The sequence below is a fragment of the Lactococcus sp. FSL W8-0209 genome (genome assembly GCF_038006585.1).
GTDB lineage: Bacteria > Bacillota > Bacilli > Lactobacillales > Streptococcaceae > Lactococcus > Lactococcus lactis.
Genome location: NZ_JBBOVN010000001.1, coordinates 1,353,217 through 1,369,548 on the forward strand (window position 1 = coordinate 1,353,217; position 16,332 = coordinate 1,369,548).

Annotated in this window: 18 protein-coding genes and 1 riboswitch; of the genes, 16 read left to right on the plus strand and 2 right to left on the minus strand. The window is 34.6% G+C overall.

Translation table 11 applies throughout. The features are described 5' to 3' along the window. Window positions 1–58 precede the first annotated feature (58 nt). The 15 genes from MKX45_RS06725 (at window position 59) to MKX45_RS06795 (ending at window position 14,254) form a co-directional block, all read left to right on the plus strand. Window positions 59–910: a MurR/RpiR family transcriptional regulator gene (locus MKX45_RS06725; protein WP_015426337.1), complete on the plus strand. Its 852-nt coding sequence runs from the start codon at window positions 59–61 to the stop codon at window positions 908–910. 130 nt (window positions 911–1,040) lie between these two features. Continuing rightward, window positions 1,041–1,799: a triose-phosphate isomerase gene (tpiA, locus tag MKX45_RS06730; protein ID WP_029343862.1), complete on the plus strand. Its 759-nt coding sequence runs from the start codon at window positions 1,041–1,043 to the stop codon at window positions 1,797–1,799. A gap of 219 nt (window positions 1,800–2,018) precedes the next feature. Next, window positions 2,019–2,990 carry a choloylglycine hydrolase family protein gene (locus tag MKX45_RS06735; protein ID WP_057720262.1) on the plus strand — a complete coding sequence of 324 codons (972 nt, stop codon included), beginning with the start codon at window positions 2,019–2,021 and terminating at the stop codon, window positions 2,988–2,990. A 48-nt stretch (window positions 2,991–3,038) separates the two neighbouring features. After that, window positions 3,039–3,626, plus strand: coding sequence for a hypothetical protein (locus MKX45_RS06740; RefSeq protein ID WP_057720261.1), 588 nt, complete (start codon window positions 3,039–3,041; stop codon window positions 3,624–3,626). A gap of 231 nt (window positions 3,627–3,857) precedes the next feature. After that, a complete protein-coding gene (locus MKX45_RS06745) occupies window positions 3,858–5,186 on the plus strand; it encodes a DUF3440 domain-containing protein (protein WP_340816936.1) in 1,329 nt (442 codons plus the stop codon). Continuing rightward, on the plus strand, window positions 5,168–5,695 hold the full coding sequence (locus MKX45_RS06750; protein WP_340816937.1) for an IbrB-like domain-containing protein: 528 nt from the start codon (window positions 5,168–5,170) through the stop codon (window positions 5,693–5,695). The genes MKX45_RS06745 and MKX45_RS06750 overlap by 19 nt, the downstream gene beginning before the upstream one ends. A gap of 179 nt (window positions 5,696–5,874) precedes the next feature. Then, window positions 5,875–7,014, plus strand: a complete 1,140-nt coding sequence (gene hemW, locus MKX45_RS06755; protein ID WP_057720259.1) for a radical SAM family heme chaperone HemW — start codon at window positions 5,875–5,877, stop codon at window positions 7,012–7,014. Between the two features lie 58 nt (window positions 7,015–7,072). Continuing rightward, the gene (locus tag MKX45_RS06760; RefSeq protein WP_240664854.1) at window positions 7,073–7,876 is read left to right on the plus strand and encodes a glycoside hydrolase family 25 protein; all 804 of its coding nucleotides are present in this window, start codon (window positions 7,073–7,075) and stop codon (window positions 7,874–7,876) included. A gap of 105 nt (window positions 7,877–7,981) precedes the next feature. After that, window positions 7,982–8,422: a deoxycytidylate deaminase gene (locus MKX45_RS06765; RefSeq protein WP_021721810.1), complete on the plus strand. Its 441-nt coding sequence runs from the start codon at window positions 7,982–7,984 to the stop codon at window positions 8,420–8,422. Between the two features lie 95 nt (window positions 8,423–8,517). Further along, complete coding sequence (locus MKX45_RS06770; protein ID WP_033899489.1) at window positions 8,518–9,246, plus strand: acyl-[acyl-carrier-protein] thioesterase; 729 nt, start codon at window positions 8,518–8,520, stop codon at window positions 9,244–9,246. 49 nt (window positions 9,247–9,295) lie between these two features. After that, window positions 9,296–10,069 carry a TIGR01457 family HAD-type hydrolase gene (locus tag MKX45_RS06775; RefSeq protein ID WP_057720257.1) on the plus strand — a complete coding sequence of 258 codons (774 nt, stop codon included), beginning with the start codon at window positions 9,296–9,298 and terminating at the stop codon, window positions 10,067–10,069. 102 nt (window positions 10,070–10,171) lie between these two features. Next, window positions 10,172–10,789, plus strand: coding sequence for a TIGR01906 family membrane protein (locus MKX45_RS06780; protein ID WP_139008658.1), 618 nt, complete (start codon window positions 10,172–10,174; stop codon window positions 10,787–10,789). A 257-nt stretch (window positions 10,790–11,046) separates the two neighbouring features. Continuing rightward, on the plus strand, window positions 11,047–12,036 hold the full coding sequence (guaC, locus tag MKX45_RS06785; RefSeq protein ID WP_012897747.1) for a GMP reductase: 990 nt from the start codon (window positions 11,047–11,049) through the stop codon (window positions 12,034–12,036). Window positions 12,037–12,098: 62 nt separating this feature from the next. Then, window positions 12,099–12,196, plus strand: a riboswitch (purine riboswitch). A 111-nt stretch (window positions 12,197–12,307) separates the two neighbouring features. Further along, window positions 12,308–12,901 (plus strand): xanthine phosphoribosyltransferase, encoded by a 594-nt coding sequence (locus MKX45_RS06790; protein ID WP_003132093.1) that lies wholly within the window; start codon window positions 12,308–12,310, stop codon window positions 12,899–12,901. Window positions 12,902–12,949: 48 nt separating this feature from the next. Beyond that, a complete protein-coding gene (locus MKX45_RS06795; protein WP_057720255.1) occupies window positions 12,950–14,254 on the plus strand; it encodes a nucleobase:cation symporter-2 family protein in 1,305 nt (434 codons plus the stop codon). Between the two features lie 27 nt (window positions 14,255–14,281). Here the strand turns inward: MKX45_RS06795 and MKX45_RS06800 are convergent, their stop codons facing one another. Both MKX45_RS06800 and MKX45_RS06805 read right to left on the minus strand, forming a co-directional pair. Beyond that, on the minus strand, window positions 14,282–14,695 hold the full coding sequence (locus MKX45_RS06800; protein WP_057720254.1) for a hypothetical protein: 414 nt from the start codon (window positions 14,693–14,695) through the stop codon (window positions 14,282–14,284). 119 nt (window positions 14,696–14,814) lie between these two features. Further along, a complete protein-coding gene (locus MKX45_RS06805) occupies window positions 14,815–15,324 on the minus strand; it encodes a tRNA (cytidine(34)-2'-O)-methyltransferase (protein ID WP_010905785.1) in 510 nt (169 codons plus the stop codon). A 397-nt stretch (window positions 15,325–15,721) separates the two neighbouring features. Between MKX45_RS06805 and MKX45_RS06810 the strand changes: the two genes are divergently transcribed. Beyond that, window positions 15,722–16,228, plus strand: a complete 507-nt coding sequence (locus MKX45_RS06810; RefSeq protein WP_057720253.1) for a dihydrofolate reductase — start codon at window positions 15,722–15,724, stop codon at window positions 16,226–16,228. Window positions 16,229–16,332: the final 104 nt, after the last annotated feature.

Consider the following 16,332-nt stretch of genomic DNA (forward strand, 5'->3'; position numbering starts at 1 on the left):
TTAGAGGTTGGTTTATACCAACCTCTTTGTTATAATTAAAGAAGAACGGAGAGGTTAAATGGATACTTTACTTATCATTAGGCAAAATTATTCTAGCTTTACGACAGTTGAGAAAAAAATAGCTGACTATATTTTTGAAGTCGGAGAGAAAATGCTAGTAAAAAGTGCGCAAGAAGTGGCTGGAGAAATTGGTAGCTCCTCTGCGGCTTTAGTAAGATTTTCCAGAAAGTTAGGTTATGATGGATTCTCTCAGTTTAAACAAAAATTGAGTGCCTCGTATGCTGCTCATGTAGACGATGAAGAATACTACAAGGAAGTAAATGATTCAGAAACGCCTACTTCAATCAAGAATAAACTCAAAGTCCGGGTAAATCACATGGTAGAGACGACAAATTCTGCTCTATTGGATGATGAAATTATGGAAGCTGTGTCTTCAATTGATGATGCTGAGAATATCTTTGTTTTTGGAATTGGAGCATCTTCAATGGTTGCTCAGGACATTTTTCAAAAGTTTAGTCGAATTGGCAAGCAAGTTATCTTTATTCAAGATGCCCATTTATTTGTTTCCTCTCTTTCTGTTTCTAATAAAAAAACAATCTTCATTGGAATTTCAATGAAGGGAGAAACAAAAGAAGTTCTGGAACTCGCAGGCGTGGTGAAAAATATGAAAATCCCCATCATTGCAATTACTTCTCGGGGAAATTCAAGCTTAGGACAAATGGCTGATTGTATTCTTCATTCTGTTTCTGGTGAAGATTATCAAATGAGGACTGCTGCAACAATGAGTTTGATGGCTCAGCTTTATGTTGTTGACATTCTTTTTTATATGTATGTATCAGAGCATTTTACAGAAAGTTATGACAAGTTGGAAAAAACACGTGATGCTATAAAATTATTGGAAAAAAAGTGACAGGATTGAAATTTATTAATGATGAGTTGATTTCTGCAATTTTTTTCACAATGTGATAAAATAGACCTTGTAAAAGATGGACTGAAGTCCAAAATTTAAGAGGCTTAAACGCCCTATAAGGAGAATTAGAATGTCACGTAAACCAATTATCGCTGGTAACTGGAAAATGAACAAAACTTTGTCAGAAGCGCAAGCTTTTGTTGAAGCTGTAAAAAATAACTTGCCTTCATCTGATAAAGTTGAATCAGTTATCGGTGCACCTGCACTTTTCCTCGCTCCTATGGCTTACCTTCGTCAAGGTTCAGAATTGAAACTTGCTGCTGAAAATAGCTACTTTGAAAATGCTGGAGCATTCACTGGTGAAAATAGCCCAGCTGCTATCGTTGATCTTGGTGTTGAATACATCATCATCGGTCACAGCGAACGTCGTGAATATTTCCACGAAACTGACGAAGACATCAACAAAAAAGCAAAAGCAATCTTCGCTGCTGGAGCAACTCCAATCCTTTGTTGTGGTGAAACTTTGGAAACTTTTGAAGCTGGAAAAACAGCTGAGTGGGTTTCAGGTCAAATCGAAGCTGGTCTTGCTGGCTTGAGTGCTGAACAAGTTTCAAACTTGGTTATTGCTTATGAACCAATCTGGGCAATCGGAACTGGTAAAACTGCAACAAACGAAATCGCTGACGAAACTTGTGGTGTTGTTCGTTCAACAGTTGAAAAACTTTACGGAAAAGAAGTTTCAGAAGCTGTACGTATCCAATACGGTGGTTCAGTTAAACCTGAAACAATCGAAGGATTGATGGCTAAAGAAAACATCGACGGTGCCCTCGTTGGTGGAGCTTCACTTGAAGCTGATAGCTTCCTTGCATTGCTTGAAATGTACAAATAATTTTATAATTATGGGTTGAATGAAAGTACTGACAATTGCGTCATAGGATAATCGTTGCGAGTTCGCTTGCTTACGGATATGCTAGCAGTTTCTGTCAGTACTTTTTTCGTACATTTTTTAGTTTTTGTCATAGGATTGAAGTTTATAGTTCTGCTAGTATCTCTATCAGTAAAACTTTTGATAAAATAAAGAGATGACAAATTAATTAAGGGGAGAAAAATGTGTACCAGTTTTCAACTAAAGTCAAGTGACGGTGGATTGGTTTTTGCTAGAACAATGGATTGGCATACTTTTAATGCCGCTGCCCTTGTTCTACCAAGAAATTATGAATGGACAAGTGTTTATAACAATCAAAAAATGGTAAATCCATATGCTATACTTGGCGTCGGAAATAGCGAAATGAGATTACATGCTGATATTTCAGATGGTGTAAATGAATATGGTTTGGCGGCACAAAAGCTAACTTTTTCAAATCAGTCAGATTACGCTAAAGAAGCAGAGAAGGGAAAAGTTCAACTTGCTGCTTTTGAGCTTTTGCTTTGGTTGCTGGGGAATTGCCGTTCAATTGAAGAAGTTCGTCAGAATATTGATAATGTACAGTTGATGACTGATGAAAATGCAATCTACAAATTTGGACGTAATGATTTACATTTTTCTGCGACAGATCCAAGCGGACAAATGATTAATATTGAACCGCATGGTGGACGATTGGTCATTTCAGATAATCCAATTGGTGTGGTTACAAATGCTCCTAAATTTGAGAATGAAGTCGAGAAATTAAGTACTTATATGGATATCAATTTACTGACAGAAAGTGAAAATACTTCTGTCAGTAAAAATGAGGATAGTAATTCATCATTAGAAAATCTGTCAGTAAAAAATGATAATCCTAACCAAATTTCGACAGGAAGTTTCAATGGGAAACCAGTTTTTCCTGGAGGATTCACACCAACAGCTCGATTTATTCGAGCAGCTATTTACAAAGAAAGAGCGGTGTATCCTAAAGATGAACAGCAAAATATTATTGAGGCATGGCATATTTTAAATGGTGTTACAGTTCCAAAGTCTGAAGGCCGCTCAGGGACTTATACTGTTTATCGCAGTGCTGTGGAAGTGAACAGTCGCAGACTTTACTTACAAACGTATGATGATTTAAGTATACAAGTCTATCGTTTCCCAGATGAATTATAATCTTAAGATTTTGTTATAATGAAAACAAAATTATTTTAGGAGAATTTAATGCATCTCATCGTTATTTTAGGCGCACTTATTTCAATATCTTTTACAACTACTTATCTTATCGCTAGTCTGCGTGGTCGAGTTAAACCGAATAGAATTACTTGGTTAATTTGGGGAATTGCTCCATTGATTAGTACAGCAGCATCCTTATCAACTGGTGTTTCTTGGGCAAGTTTACCCGTATTTATGGCTGGCTTTGGTCCAATTTTAGTTTTTATTGTCTCATCATTTAACAAAGCAGCTTATTGGAGAATTGAAAGGTTTGATTATATTTGTGGTCTCGTTTCCATTCTAGCCTTAGTAGCTTGGTATTTGACTAAAAATCCTAATGTTGCAATATCTCTTGCGATATTATCAGATGCTTTAGCCGCATTACCTACCATGTTAAAAGGTTGGAAATACCCCGAAACAGAAAATGGTTTCTTGTTTTTAGGCAGTCTTTTTTCTGCATCTACAAGTTTTACAGAGATTCATCATTGGAATTTCTCAGAAGTTGCTTTTCCAATTTATCTCATCTTGCTTAGTTTGACAATGTTATTCCTTATTGAAGGAAGAAGAAAATACTTAAATTATAAAAAAGTACTTTGACAAGTACTTTTTTATAATTTAAGCCTTAAGATAGAGTACGATTCTAATGTGAAATTGCAAAATAAAGTAATTTATAATAAAATATAAAGATATAAACGTATTTTATATTTAATTTTTGTATTTTAAAATAATTAATATGATTTCAATTGGGAGACCTAAACTTTAATAGGATTTAAATGTTTTAAGCTCAATAAGTGAAATGTTGAAAAAGTTATGCGAAAGGTAACGAATGTGAGAAAATATCAGAAGGAAAATGTTTATGAAGCTTTCAATAAACGACTAGATTATATTTGTAATTATTTCGACCACTTAATTGTCTCCTTTTCTGGCGGGAAAGATTCTGGATTGATGCTAGAACTTGTTCATCGTTATTATGAAGAAAATAAACTTGCTGACAAAGAAATAGTAGTTTCTGTTTATTATCTTGACTATGAGGGAAATTATCAAGAAACCAAAGATTATATTGAACGCTCAATGGGGAAATATCCTGATTTTGATTATTATCATATTTGTATGCCTGTCTCTGCGTCTTGTGGAATATCGATGTCACAATCAACTTGGCTTCCTTGGGACCCTGAACATCCTGAACTCTGGCTGAATTCAGTTCCAGAAGGAGCAATACATCTTGAAAATCACAATTTTCCTTTTTTTGAAATAGGAATGTCTGATTATGATTTTCAAAGCAAATTCTGTCAGTGGCTTCATCAAGAAAAGAAAGCAGAAAGAACAGCAGTTCTTGTCGGAATCAGAGCTCAAGAAAGTTTAAATCGCTTTAATGCTGTGACACGTGATGAAACTTTTTCAAGATTTGGAACTACAAATTATAGTCATCGAATTTTTCATAATGTTTTCAATTTTTATCCGATGTATGATTGGTTGTTTGAGGATGTCTGGGTAGCAAATGCTAAATTTGGCTTTGATTATAATCATTTATATGATTTATATGATTTATATTTTCAAGCAGGAGTACCCTTTAAAAGTATGAGGGTTGCCAATCCTTTTCATCAATGTGGTGTCTCATCTTTGAAATTGTATCAAGCATTGGAGCCAGAGACTTGGGGAAAATTGATTGGTCGTGTCAATGGAGCAAATTTTGCGGCTATTTACGGTGGAACAATTGCTCTTGGTTATCGAGGAGTCAGTCTTCCTAAGGGACATACTTGGGAAACCTATGTTGACTTTTTACTCAAGACATTACCAGAGGATATTCGAGAAGTTTATCTCAAAAAGTTCCAGAGTTCTCTGACTTACTGGACAAAAAATGGGGGAGCTTTGCCTCAGAAAGTCGTCAGTGAACTAGAAGAAACAAATTTGCAATTTGAAAATTTAGGTACTCCAAAAAATAATCGAAATTACAAACAGGAATATGAATTAGTTCGTTTCAAAAAATACCCTGATGATGTACCAATTAAAAATTTCAGATTAGTTCCCTCTTATAAGAGAATGTGTATCACCATTTTAAAAAATGATACTTCCTGTCAATATATGGGATTTGGTCAAACGAAAGATGAATTGCAAAAGAAGAAGGAGGCAATGAAAAAATGGGAGAGCTTTTCATAAGTCCAGCTTATCAAGTGAGACGGGTTCCAATTGAAAAGATTAGAGCAAATTCGTATAATCCTAATAAAACTGCGCCAACTGAATTTAAACTTTTAGAACGGTCGATATTAGAAGATGGTTATACCATGCCAATTGTCTGCTATTATGACAAAGAAAATGATACTTATGAGATTGTGGATGGTTTTCACCGCTATCTTGTAATGAAAAATTCTGAAACGATTGCGCAAAGAGAAGGGAACTGTTTACCCGTTTCTGTGATTGATCGCCCATTAGAAGATAGAATAGCCAGCACTATTCGCCATAATCGTGCCAGAGGGACTCATTCAGTAGAATTAATGACAGAAATTGTTCAACAATTGGTTGAAGCTGGTTTAAGTGATCGGTGGATTATGACAAATATTGGAATGGATAAAGAAGAATTATTAAGGCTCAAACAATTAAGTGGGCTTGCCTCTTTGTTTAAAGGAGGGGAGTTTTCACGGTCTTGGGAATGGGATAAAGAAAAATAGAGTGTAGTTAAAGCTACTCTCTTTTTTATCTATATTTTCCGTTTTGTAAAGTCAATTGCTATCCATAGGTGTGTTATAATAGGTCAAGTATTTGTGATTTTTATTGGTAAGATTAATTTTAGGGTTAATCCTCTCACTATCTTTCATTGAATAGGAAAAATTTTTGAAGGGATTTATAAATGTTGCAAAAACCTAATTCGGCTTATTTTCACATTCCTTTTTGTTCTCATATTTGTTATTATTGCGATTTTGCTAAAGTACTGATGACAGGACAGCCGATTGATGCTTATATTGAATCGCTCATAGAAGAATTTAAAAGTTTCGAGATAGAAAAATTAAGAACAATCTATATTGGTGGTGGAACGCCCAGCGTTTTATCAGCCCAACAACTTGAACGTTTACTGACAGCGATTGCTGAACAGTTAGATTTAGAAGTTTTGGAAGAATTTACTGTTGAAGCAAATCCAGGGGATTTATCAGATGAGGTTATTAAAGTTTTGGCTGATTCAGCAGTCAATCGAATTTCATTAGGTGTCCAAACTTTTAATGATGCTTTGCTCAAAAAAATTGGGCGGACACATACAGAAGTTCAGGTCTATGATTCAGTTGAAAGACTGAAAAAAGCTGGATTTGAAAATATTACGATTGATTTAATCTATGCTTTACCCGGGCAAACGATAGAGATGGTTAAGTCAGATGTTGAAAAATTTTTAGAATTAAAACTACCACATGTGGCTTTATATAGTCTTATTTTAGAGGATCACACAGTTTTTATGAATCGACAACGTCGTGGACTTTTACGCCTGCCAAGTGAAGATAAAAATGCGGACATGTATGAATATATCATGGATATTTTAGCTAAAAATGGTTATAATCATTATGAAGTTTCAAATTTTGGCTTACCAGGATTTGAGAGCAAACATAATATAACTTATTGGGATAATGAGGAATATTATGGAATTGGTGCTGGAGCGTCAGGATATTTAGCAGGGATTCGTTATAAAAATCTTGGCCCAGTTCATCATTACCTTAAAGCTGCTCCAACTGAAAAAAGGGTAAACGAAGAAGTTTTAAGTAAAAAATCTCAAATAGAAGAAGAAATGTTCTTAGGTCTTCGGAAAAAATCGGGAGTTTTGGTTGAGAAGTTTGAAAATAAATTCAAGTGTTCATTTGAAAAATTATACGGTGAACAAATCACAGAACTTATCAATCAAAAATTATTATATGATGATAGACAAAGAATCCATATGACAGACAAAGGTTTTGAGTTGGGGAATAATGTCTTTGAGAAATTTTTGCTCGATGATATTAATTTTTAATGCTATCGTGATGAATTTTTGTGAAAGTTATGTTACAATATAATTAATGAAACCTAAAATGAGACGTAAACTTAAAAAAATGGGAGCTTTTATCTTTACAGCATCCATGATTGCAATGATCGCCTTACTTGGTTTAGTACGAATTCGACCGGTAGAACCTCCTAAAAAAGCAGCAACTGAAAAAATTGTTGTAAATCATATTTTGGATGAGAAGGTTTTGGATTTGAACAAACCAGTTGTTGACCTTTCGGGTTGGCAACGTCCAGAAGATATTGATTACAACACCTTGAGTCAGCATGTGATTGGTGCGGTTATTCGTGTCAATGGCTCTTATGGTCATGCTGATAATTCAGCAAGCAAGGATGGAGAAGATACTGCCTATAAACAGCACATTAAAGCTTTCCAAGAGCGGGGAATTCCGACGGCGGTTTATGCTTTTGTGACTGGAGAAAACACTTCTGAAATGAAGAAGCAAGCAAGAGACTTTTATCGTCGAGCAAGCACTTATAAGCCGACCTATTATTGGCTTGATGTCGAGGTAACCAATATGAAAAATATGAACCAAGGGATTGAGGCTTTTCGCTCTGAGTTGGAGAAACAAGGAGCTAAAAACATTGGTATTTATGCCCAAGACTGGTTCTTGCGAGATAATCAAATAAAAGTCGATAAATTTAAAGCGATTTGGATTGCTGCCTACGGACGAAATACAGGTTCTTGGGACGCTTCACCAGAAACGACTTTAAGCTATAAAATGCAACAGTTTACTGACCAGGGAACTTTACCAGGTTACTCGGGAGATGTTGATTTGAATATGGTTAATAACCAAACCAACTATAATGAATTGTTTAAAAATCAAAAATAAAATTTTTCTTCCAAGTTAATTTATGATTCTCTTGGAAGTTTTTTTATTAAGCCTTAAATAAATAAATTTGCTATAATAAATCAAAAAGCAATTAAGGAGTTCATGATGTCAGAGAAATTTACAAGACCAAGTAAAGATGAATATTTTAAAGAAATTGTCCAAGTGGTTGCAAAACGCTCAACTTGTAACCATGCTCAAGTAGGAGCTTTATTGGTCAGTCCAAATGGTCAACTTCTCTCTACGGGATATAATGGTGCGGTTTCAGGAATGCCACATTGTACAGATATTGGTTGTACTGAAGATAAATATGGACACTGTGTAGCAACGGTTCATGCAGAACAAAATGCGATTGCTCAAGCTGCTAAACATGGCGTTTCACCAGAAGGAGCGATTTTATATACAACTTTATTTCCTTGCCTTGCCTGCCTGAAATTAGTTGTTGCTGCTGGTGTGAAAGAAATTAAATACATTGATGAGTATCATGCTAAAGATCCTTATGAAGAATTATTGATTGATACTTTAGAAATCGCTTGTGAAAAAATTTAATTAGCTCTGAGAACTTAAAAACTCTGGCTAATAGATGAGCAATTTATGAAAATTGCTCTTTTTTTTGCTAAAATAGAAGGCGAGGTTATCATAAAATGGGTATAAAATATCAACAAAATTATCAAGTTCCTTTCTATGAAAGTGATGCTTTTAAAAAAATGCGAATTTCAAGCCTTTTAGCTGTGGCTTTACAGATTTCTGGAGAGCAATCAACGGCACTTGGACGCTCAGATGTCTGGGTATTTGAGAGATATGGCCTCTTTTGGGCAGTTATTGAATATGAATTGACGATTCATCGTTTACCAGAATTTAATGAAAAAATAACAATTGAAACTGAAGCAACTAGTTATAATAAATTCTTTTGTTATCGGAATTTCTCATTTTTAGATGAAAATGGAGAAGTTTTAGTTGAAGTTCGTTCAACTTGGGTTTTGATGGATAAGGCAACGAGAAAAATTGACCGTGTATTGGATGAAATTGTTGATCCTTATGAATCTGAAAAAGTATCAAAAATTTCACGTCCTCATAAATTCCGTAAAATTGACGAATTTAGTGATGCTCAAAAAATTGTTTATCCTGTCCGTTTTTCAGCATTAGATATGAATGGACATGTTAATAATGCGAAATATTATGATTGGGCAGCTGATATGGTGGATTTTGAATTCCGTAAAAGTCATCAACCCAAACATGTATTTATAAAATATAATCATGAAGTCCTTTATGGTGAAGAAATTAATGCTTTAATGTCTTGGGAAGACGAAGTGAGTCATCACAATTTTAATGACGGAAGTACTCAAATTGAAATTCACTGGGGAAAAATTTAATGACAGCTCTGTCAGTAAATTTTAGTGATAAAAAGTAGAAGAGAATAAAATGACAAATAAAAAATATGGTGGTTACTTAATTGACCTTGACGGGACAATTTACTTGGGAAATAAGCGTATTCCTGCAGGCGAGAATTTCATTCATCGGCTACAAGAGGCTAAAATACCTTATCTTTTGGTCACAAATAACACAACAAAAACACCGCGCGTGGTACAACGCCGTTTGAGTCAACAATTTAATATTGACACTCCATTGGAAACGATTTATACTGCAAGTCTTGCTACTGTTGATTATATGAATGATTTAGGCTTAGAAAAAACAGTTTATATCATTGGAGAAGATGGTCTTAAAGAAGCGATTTATGAGGCAGGTTACAAAAAAGATCGTGAGAATCCAGCTTACGTTGTGGTCGCTTTAGATACTGATTTAACTTATGAAATGCTTGTCCTTGCTACTCTGGCAATTCATAAAGGAGCTAAATTTATCGGAACAAATCCAGATTTGAATTTGCCAAACGAACGTGGTTTGACTCCTGGAGCTGGAGCGCTGATAAAAATGCTTGAAGCGGCAACACGAGTTGAAGCAACCATTATTGGTAAGCCAGAAGCTATTATAGCCAATAAAGCGGTCGAAAAATTAGGGCTTCCTAAATCTGATTTATTAATGGTTGGCGACAATTATCTGACAGATATTCATACGGGCATTAATAACGGAATTGATAGCTTGCTTGTCACAACTGGATTTACAAGAGCTGAAGAAGTACCAAAGCTTCCAGTTCCTCCGACTTATGTTGTAGCTAGTTTAGATGAGTGGGAAGTTTGAAAATATTACTGACAGGTCTGTCAGTAATTGATTGCTTTTAAAAATTTACTGACGGAAAAATTAATTTCTGTCAGTAAATTTTAGAATACTTTGGGAGCGCCTATGAGAGATAAAGTCATTTTTGGATTTAGTATTTTATGGATTATTGCCTTGTCAGTAACTTTAACTATTTTTTTGGCGATTCCCTTGTTTTTTGGTGAAATTTTTTGGTATCAATTAACCGATTTAGTTCAAATGACTGCCGGTAAAATATGGCATAATTTTTTAATTCTGATGAATTATTTAATTAATCCTTTGGAAACGAAACTATCTATGCCTGATTTCCCCTCGTCAGCAAGTGGTCTTCACCATTTCGCAGAAGTGAAAAATTTGTTTATGCTTGTTTTCTTTCTGACAATCATTTTGATTCCTTTCATTATTCGATTTATAAAAGAAAATCTTTCGCTTGTTTTCCATAATGCGCTTAGAGTTGTTATGCTATTTCCTTTAGCAATTGGAGTTATTGCTTGGCTAATTGGCTTTGACCAATTTTTTGTAGCTTTTCATGAAGTACTTTTTCGGGATAATAGTTGGCTCTTTGACCCAGCGACTGACCCGATTATTAGTGTTTTGCCTGAGCAATTTTTCATGCATAGTTTTTTAATTTTTTTGCTCGTCTATGAATTAATCTTTTTTATCATTTATAGACGTGGAACTTTATTTTTAAATAAAAAGTACTGACAGAATGGTCGGTGCTTTTTATTGTTTGCTATTTCCGAATGATATGATGTGTTTTTTGAAGAAATAGAAGTAAATAACTAAAAAAACCGTTTGATTGAGATAAAATGAATAAGGAAGGTTGAGCAGACAGAGATTTTATAATCGTTCAACTAGTGAAACCCGAAGGGTTTGGTCGGTCTTTTCTGTAAATCTAATCATAAATGAGTTCACAGGCTAGAAATTCATAAAAGCCTACTCATCCTCAAGGAGAAATTGCAATGAATAATCTAAACTCAGTATTTGACTACGAAGACATCCAACTTATCCCAAATAAATGTGTCATTAACAGCCGTTCGGAAGCAGACACAAGCGTAAAACTGGGAAATTTTACGTTCAAGCTCCCTGTTGTTCCAGCGAATATGCAAACCATTATTGATGATAAAATTGCTGAAATGCTTGCAAAAGAAGGCTATTTCTATATCATGCACCGTTTTGAAGCAGAAAATAGAGCGGCATTTATTAAAAAAATGCACCAACAAGGCCTGATTGCCTCAATTTCTGTTGGTGTTAAAGCAGATGAACATGCCTTTATTCGTGAAATTTCAGCAGACGCACTCATTCCCGAATTTATTACAATTGATATTGCTCATGGACATGCAGATTCTGTTATTAAAACGATTCAATTGATTAAACGTTTGATGCCACAAACTTTTGTTATTGCTGGAAATGTTGGAACGCCAGAAGCTGTCCGTGAATTGGAAAACGCTGGAGCAGATGCGACTAAAGTCGGCATTGGCCCAGGGAAAGTATGTATCACAAAAGTTAAAACTGGATTTGGTACAGGTGGTTGGCAACTTGCAGCGGTAAAATGGTGTGCTAAAGCAGCAAGTAAACCAGTTATTGCTGATGGTGGAATTCGTACCCATGGCGATATCGCAAAATCAATCCGTATGGGAGCAACAATGGTAATGGTCGGTTCACTTTTTGCTGCACACGAAGAATCACCAGGACAAACTGTTGAACGTGACGGACAACTTTTCAAAGAATATTTTGGTTCGGCTTCAGAATATCAAAAAGGTGAACACAAAAATGTCGAAGGAAAGAAAATTCTCCTTCCTCACAAAGGCTCACTTAAAGATACATTGAAAGAAATGGAAGAAGATCTCCAAAGTTCAATTTCTTATGCTGGCGGTCGTGATTTGTCTGCGCTGACAAAAGTTGATTATGTTGTTGTTAAAAACTCAATTTGGAATGGTGATGCGATTTAGTAAGCATTTTCTTTCCCATTGTTCGGGAATACCAAAACTTATGCTTGAAAAACTTTAGCATTTAGTCTATAATAGAACAATCTTATTTATACCTAGAATATGGCTGGGCGTTTCTACCTCGTACCGTAAATGCGAGACAATAAGGAAATTCGATTTTTCAGTAAATTTAATTTCTTTTTTGCGTATTTGAAACGTCTTGTTATTTTTTATAACGAGACGTTTTTCTCACCTGTGGGCACAGATGAGAAAAAATTTTTTTAAGGAGAGAATAATGAAGTTATTAGAAGACCGCATTCATACAGACGGTCAAGTATTAGGACAAGACATTCTTAAAGTTGACCGCTTTTTGACACACCAAGTGGATTATCAATTGATGAAGGAAATCGGGAAACGTTTTGCACAAGTTTATGCAAATGCAGGAGTTACAAAAGTCGTAACCATTGAAGCAAGTGGGATTGCCCCTGCTTTATATGCTGCTGAATCACTCAACGTTCCAATGATTTTTGCTAAAAAAGCAAAAAATGTAACTATGAATGATGATTTATTGATTACAGAAGTTTATTCTTTCACTAAAAAATTAACTTCAACTGTCCAAATTTCAAGCAAACTCATTGAAGAAGGCGATAAAGTCTTGATTATTGATGACTTTTTAGCTAATGGTCAAGCAGCACTTGGTTTGGTTCATTTAATGGAACAAGCTAAAGCAGAAGTTGTCGGTTTAGGAATGGTGATTGAAAAATCTTTCCAAGATGGCCGTCAAAAACTTCTTGACCAAGGAATGAAACTTACCAGTCTTGCCCGGATTGAAAAATTTGAAGATGGTAAAGTCATCTTCGCCCCAGCCGATGATAAAGATTTCGACTAAGCTTAAGCAATAAGAAAATAAAAAAAGAAAAATTTAAGGAAAATCAAAATGTCTCAAAAAAATGAACAAAGCCAGGAGCAAAGTAACTCAAAATCTGCTGTTTTAGGATTACAACATCTGCTGGCCATGTATTCAGGTTCAATTCTTGTTCCAATCATGATTGCTGGAGCTTTAAATTACTCAGCAACTCAGTTAACCTATTTAATTTCAGCAGATATTTTTATGTGTGGTTTAGCCACTTTCTTGCAACTTCAACTTCGTAAGCACTTTGGGATTGGCTTACCAGTTGTCCTTGGTGTTGCTTTTCAATCTGTCGCTCCATTAATTATTATTGGTCAAAGACATGGCTCTGGAGCAATGTTTGGTTCATTAATGGTTGCAGGGGTTTTCGTTATTTTGGTTTCAGGAATTTTCTCTAAAATCCGAAAACTATTTCCACCAATCGTTACTGGTTCAGTAATTACAACAATTGGTTTAAGCCTTATTCCTGTTGCTATTGGCAATATGGGGAATAATGTTGACAAACCAACAATCCAAAGTTTAATTTTAGCTGTTTCAACTATAGTGATTATTCTTTTAATTAATATCTTTACTACTGGATTTATTCGTTCTATTGCTATTTTAATTGGACTTATTGCTGGAACAATTTTGGCTGCTAGCATGGGCTTAGTTGATTTTTCAGTTGTTTCTCAAGCACCATGGGCACACTTGCCACAACCTTTTTATTTCTCAGCACCTAAATTTTATTTGGCTGATTCATTAATGATGATTATTATTGCTATCGTGTCATTGGTTGAATCGACAGGAGTTTATTTAGCTCTTGCTGATATTACTGATGAAAATCTTGATGAAAAACGTTTGCGTAATGGTTATCGTGCGGAAGGATTTGCTGTATTTCTTGGTGGTGTTTTCAATACTTTCCCTTACACAGGTTTTTCACAAAACGTTGGTTTAGTGCAATTATCAGGAATTAAAACACGTAAACCTATTTATTTCACAGCTGGATTTTTAATTGTATTAGGACTTATTCCAAAATTTGCCGCTGTTGCACAACTTATTCCAACTCCAGTACTGGGTGGAGCGATGTTGATTATGTTTGGTATGGTTGCCACACAAGGAATTAGAATGCTGGCAAAAGTTGAATTTGAAGGAAATCAAAATCTTCTGATTGCTGCGGTTGCTATTGCAATGGGTGTTGGTTTTAACTCAACAAACTTATTTACAGCACTTCCAAGCTTTATTCAACCTTTTGTTTCTAATGGGATTGTGATGAGTACTGTTTCAGCAATTATCCTGAATTTAGTATTTAATCATGGGAAAAAAGATGAATTAGTTACTGACGAAACAAAATAAAATAAAAACCACCGTTGAGGTGGTTTTTTATTGAATTTTTTCTAAATCTCGCTGAAATTTCTTTTCAGAGTAAATTTCAAAAGAACCATCAGGTGCTACTAGGAGGTACTCTCCAAGTCGTCCAAAGGCTGGGATACGTACTTGATTGACTACAAGATAAATATTATCCGGATAAGCATTACTCAGCTTATTTGGGGAAATATAAAGCCCTAGCCAGTCCAAATGTTTTATTTCTTTAGAAAGGGTATTATGCTCAGCTGGATTTTTTGTAGACATTCCGTCAGCAAGTAATTTTTCTTTGGTCTCCTTATTCATTACAAATTGACCAGACCACGAGAGCTGTCCTTTCTTAAAAGCCTCTAAGACCCACGATTCGTTTGCGGGTTTAGTCAGGCTGATTTGCCAATATTCAACAATTTCATTGCCTAGTTTAGCCTTCATAAAATGCTCCTTATTTTTGTATTCCCCTCTTATTTGTCTTCATTATAGCACTCGCTAAATAAAAGAACAATAAAAAAACGCCTGTCAGTAACAAGGCGTTTGTCTATTTATAAATACAATTATTTTAACTTATCTTTTTCATAAGTATGAACGAGTTCTAGTCCACGGAAATCTTGTTGTTTTAAAGCTTCATAGACAATCATACAAGCACAATTTGATAAATTTAATGACCGAACATGTTCGTCATTCATTGGAATACGAATGCATTCATCACGATGTTCATGCATAAATTCTTCAGGTAAACCTGTATCTTCACGGCCAAACAAGAAGTAGTGATCTTTTTCATCATCGGAGTAATCAACGTCAGAATAAACATGCTCAGCAAATTTACTGACCAAATAGAGTTGTCCTCCGTCATTAATTGAATTCATAAAATCATCTAAATTTTTATGATAGACAATATTTACCTTATCCCAATAGTCTAAACCAGCACGTTTAAGATGCTTATCAGAAATTTCAAAACCAAAGGGTTCAATTAAATGTAAAACGGTATTAGTAGCCGCACAAGTGCGGGCGATATTTCCTGTATTGAAATGAATACGAGGTTCAAAAAGAGCAATATGATTCATGAAATACACTTTCTTAATAACAAAAATTTTACTGACAGCCTTATCAAAGAATCTATGAGTAAAATGTAATTATTTAAGAACATTTTACCATAAGCAGAAGAGCTGTCAGTAAATTAATTAAAGTAAAAAACAAAAAAACTAGACCCCTCGGAGTCAATCTCAGCAAGAAGTCTAGTTGGGGGACTAATTTGCTTTAATCATAACAGGAAAGATTGAAACAAATTAATATAATTGATATCATACCACTTCTTTTGTATTTTGTAAAGAGAAAACTAAATTTTTTTGATAAAAAAAGAAATTATTTTTAAAAATGAGTGACCAATATCAAACTTGTCAAAGCGAAAACAGCAAAAATTTGCTATAATAGTAAAAGTAAAAATCAATGAGAGGGGTTGCTATGATAATTGGAATATGGGCAGAAGATGAAGCAGGTCTTATCGGTGAAGCTGATAAAATGCCTTGGTCTTTACCTGCTGAACAACAACATTTTAAAGAAACAACCATGAATCAAGTGATTTTGATGGGACGAAAAACGTTTGAAGGAATGAATAAACGTGTATTGCCAGGGAGAATAAGTATTATTTTAACTCGCGATGAAATTTATCAATCAGATAATGAAAAAGTGCTCATCATGCACAGCCCTAAGGAAGTTCTAGATTGGTACCATAAGCAAAATAAAGACTTATTTATCACAGGAGGAGCTGAAATCTTAGCCCTTTTTGAATCTGAACTTGAATTGCTCTATCGAACAGTTGTTCATGAAAAATTTAAAGGAGATACATATTTTCCAAGTACATTTGATTTTGGGAAATTTAAACTAGTCTCTGAAAAACTTCACAATAAAGATGAGCGGAATTCTTATACTTTTACAATTAAAAAATATGAAAAAGTGAAACAACCATGACAAAATCAATTTTTGGGCTTTTCACAGCTCTCCTTTGTTGGATTAGCATTGTCATCGCTATTCAATGCTTTAGAAAAAAACGTTGGGGTCTGGGAGTATTGTTT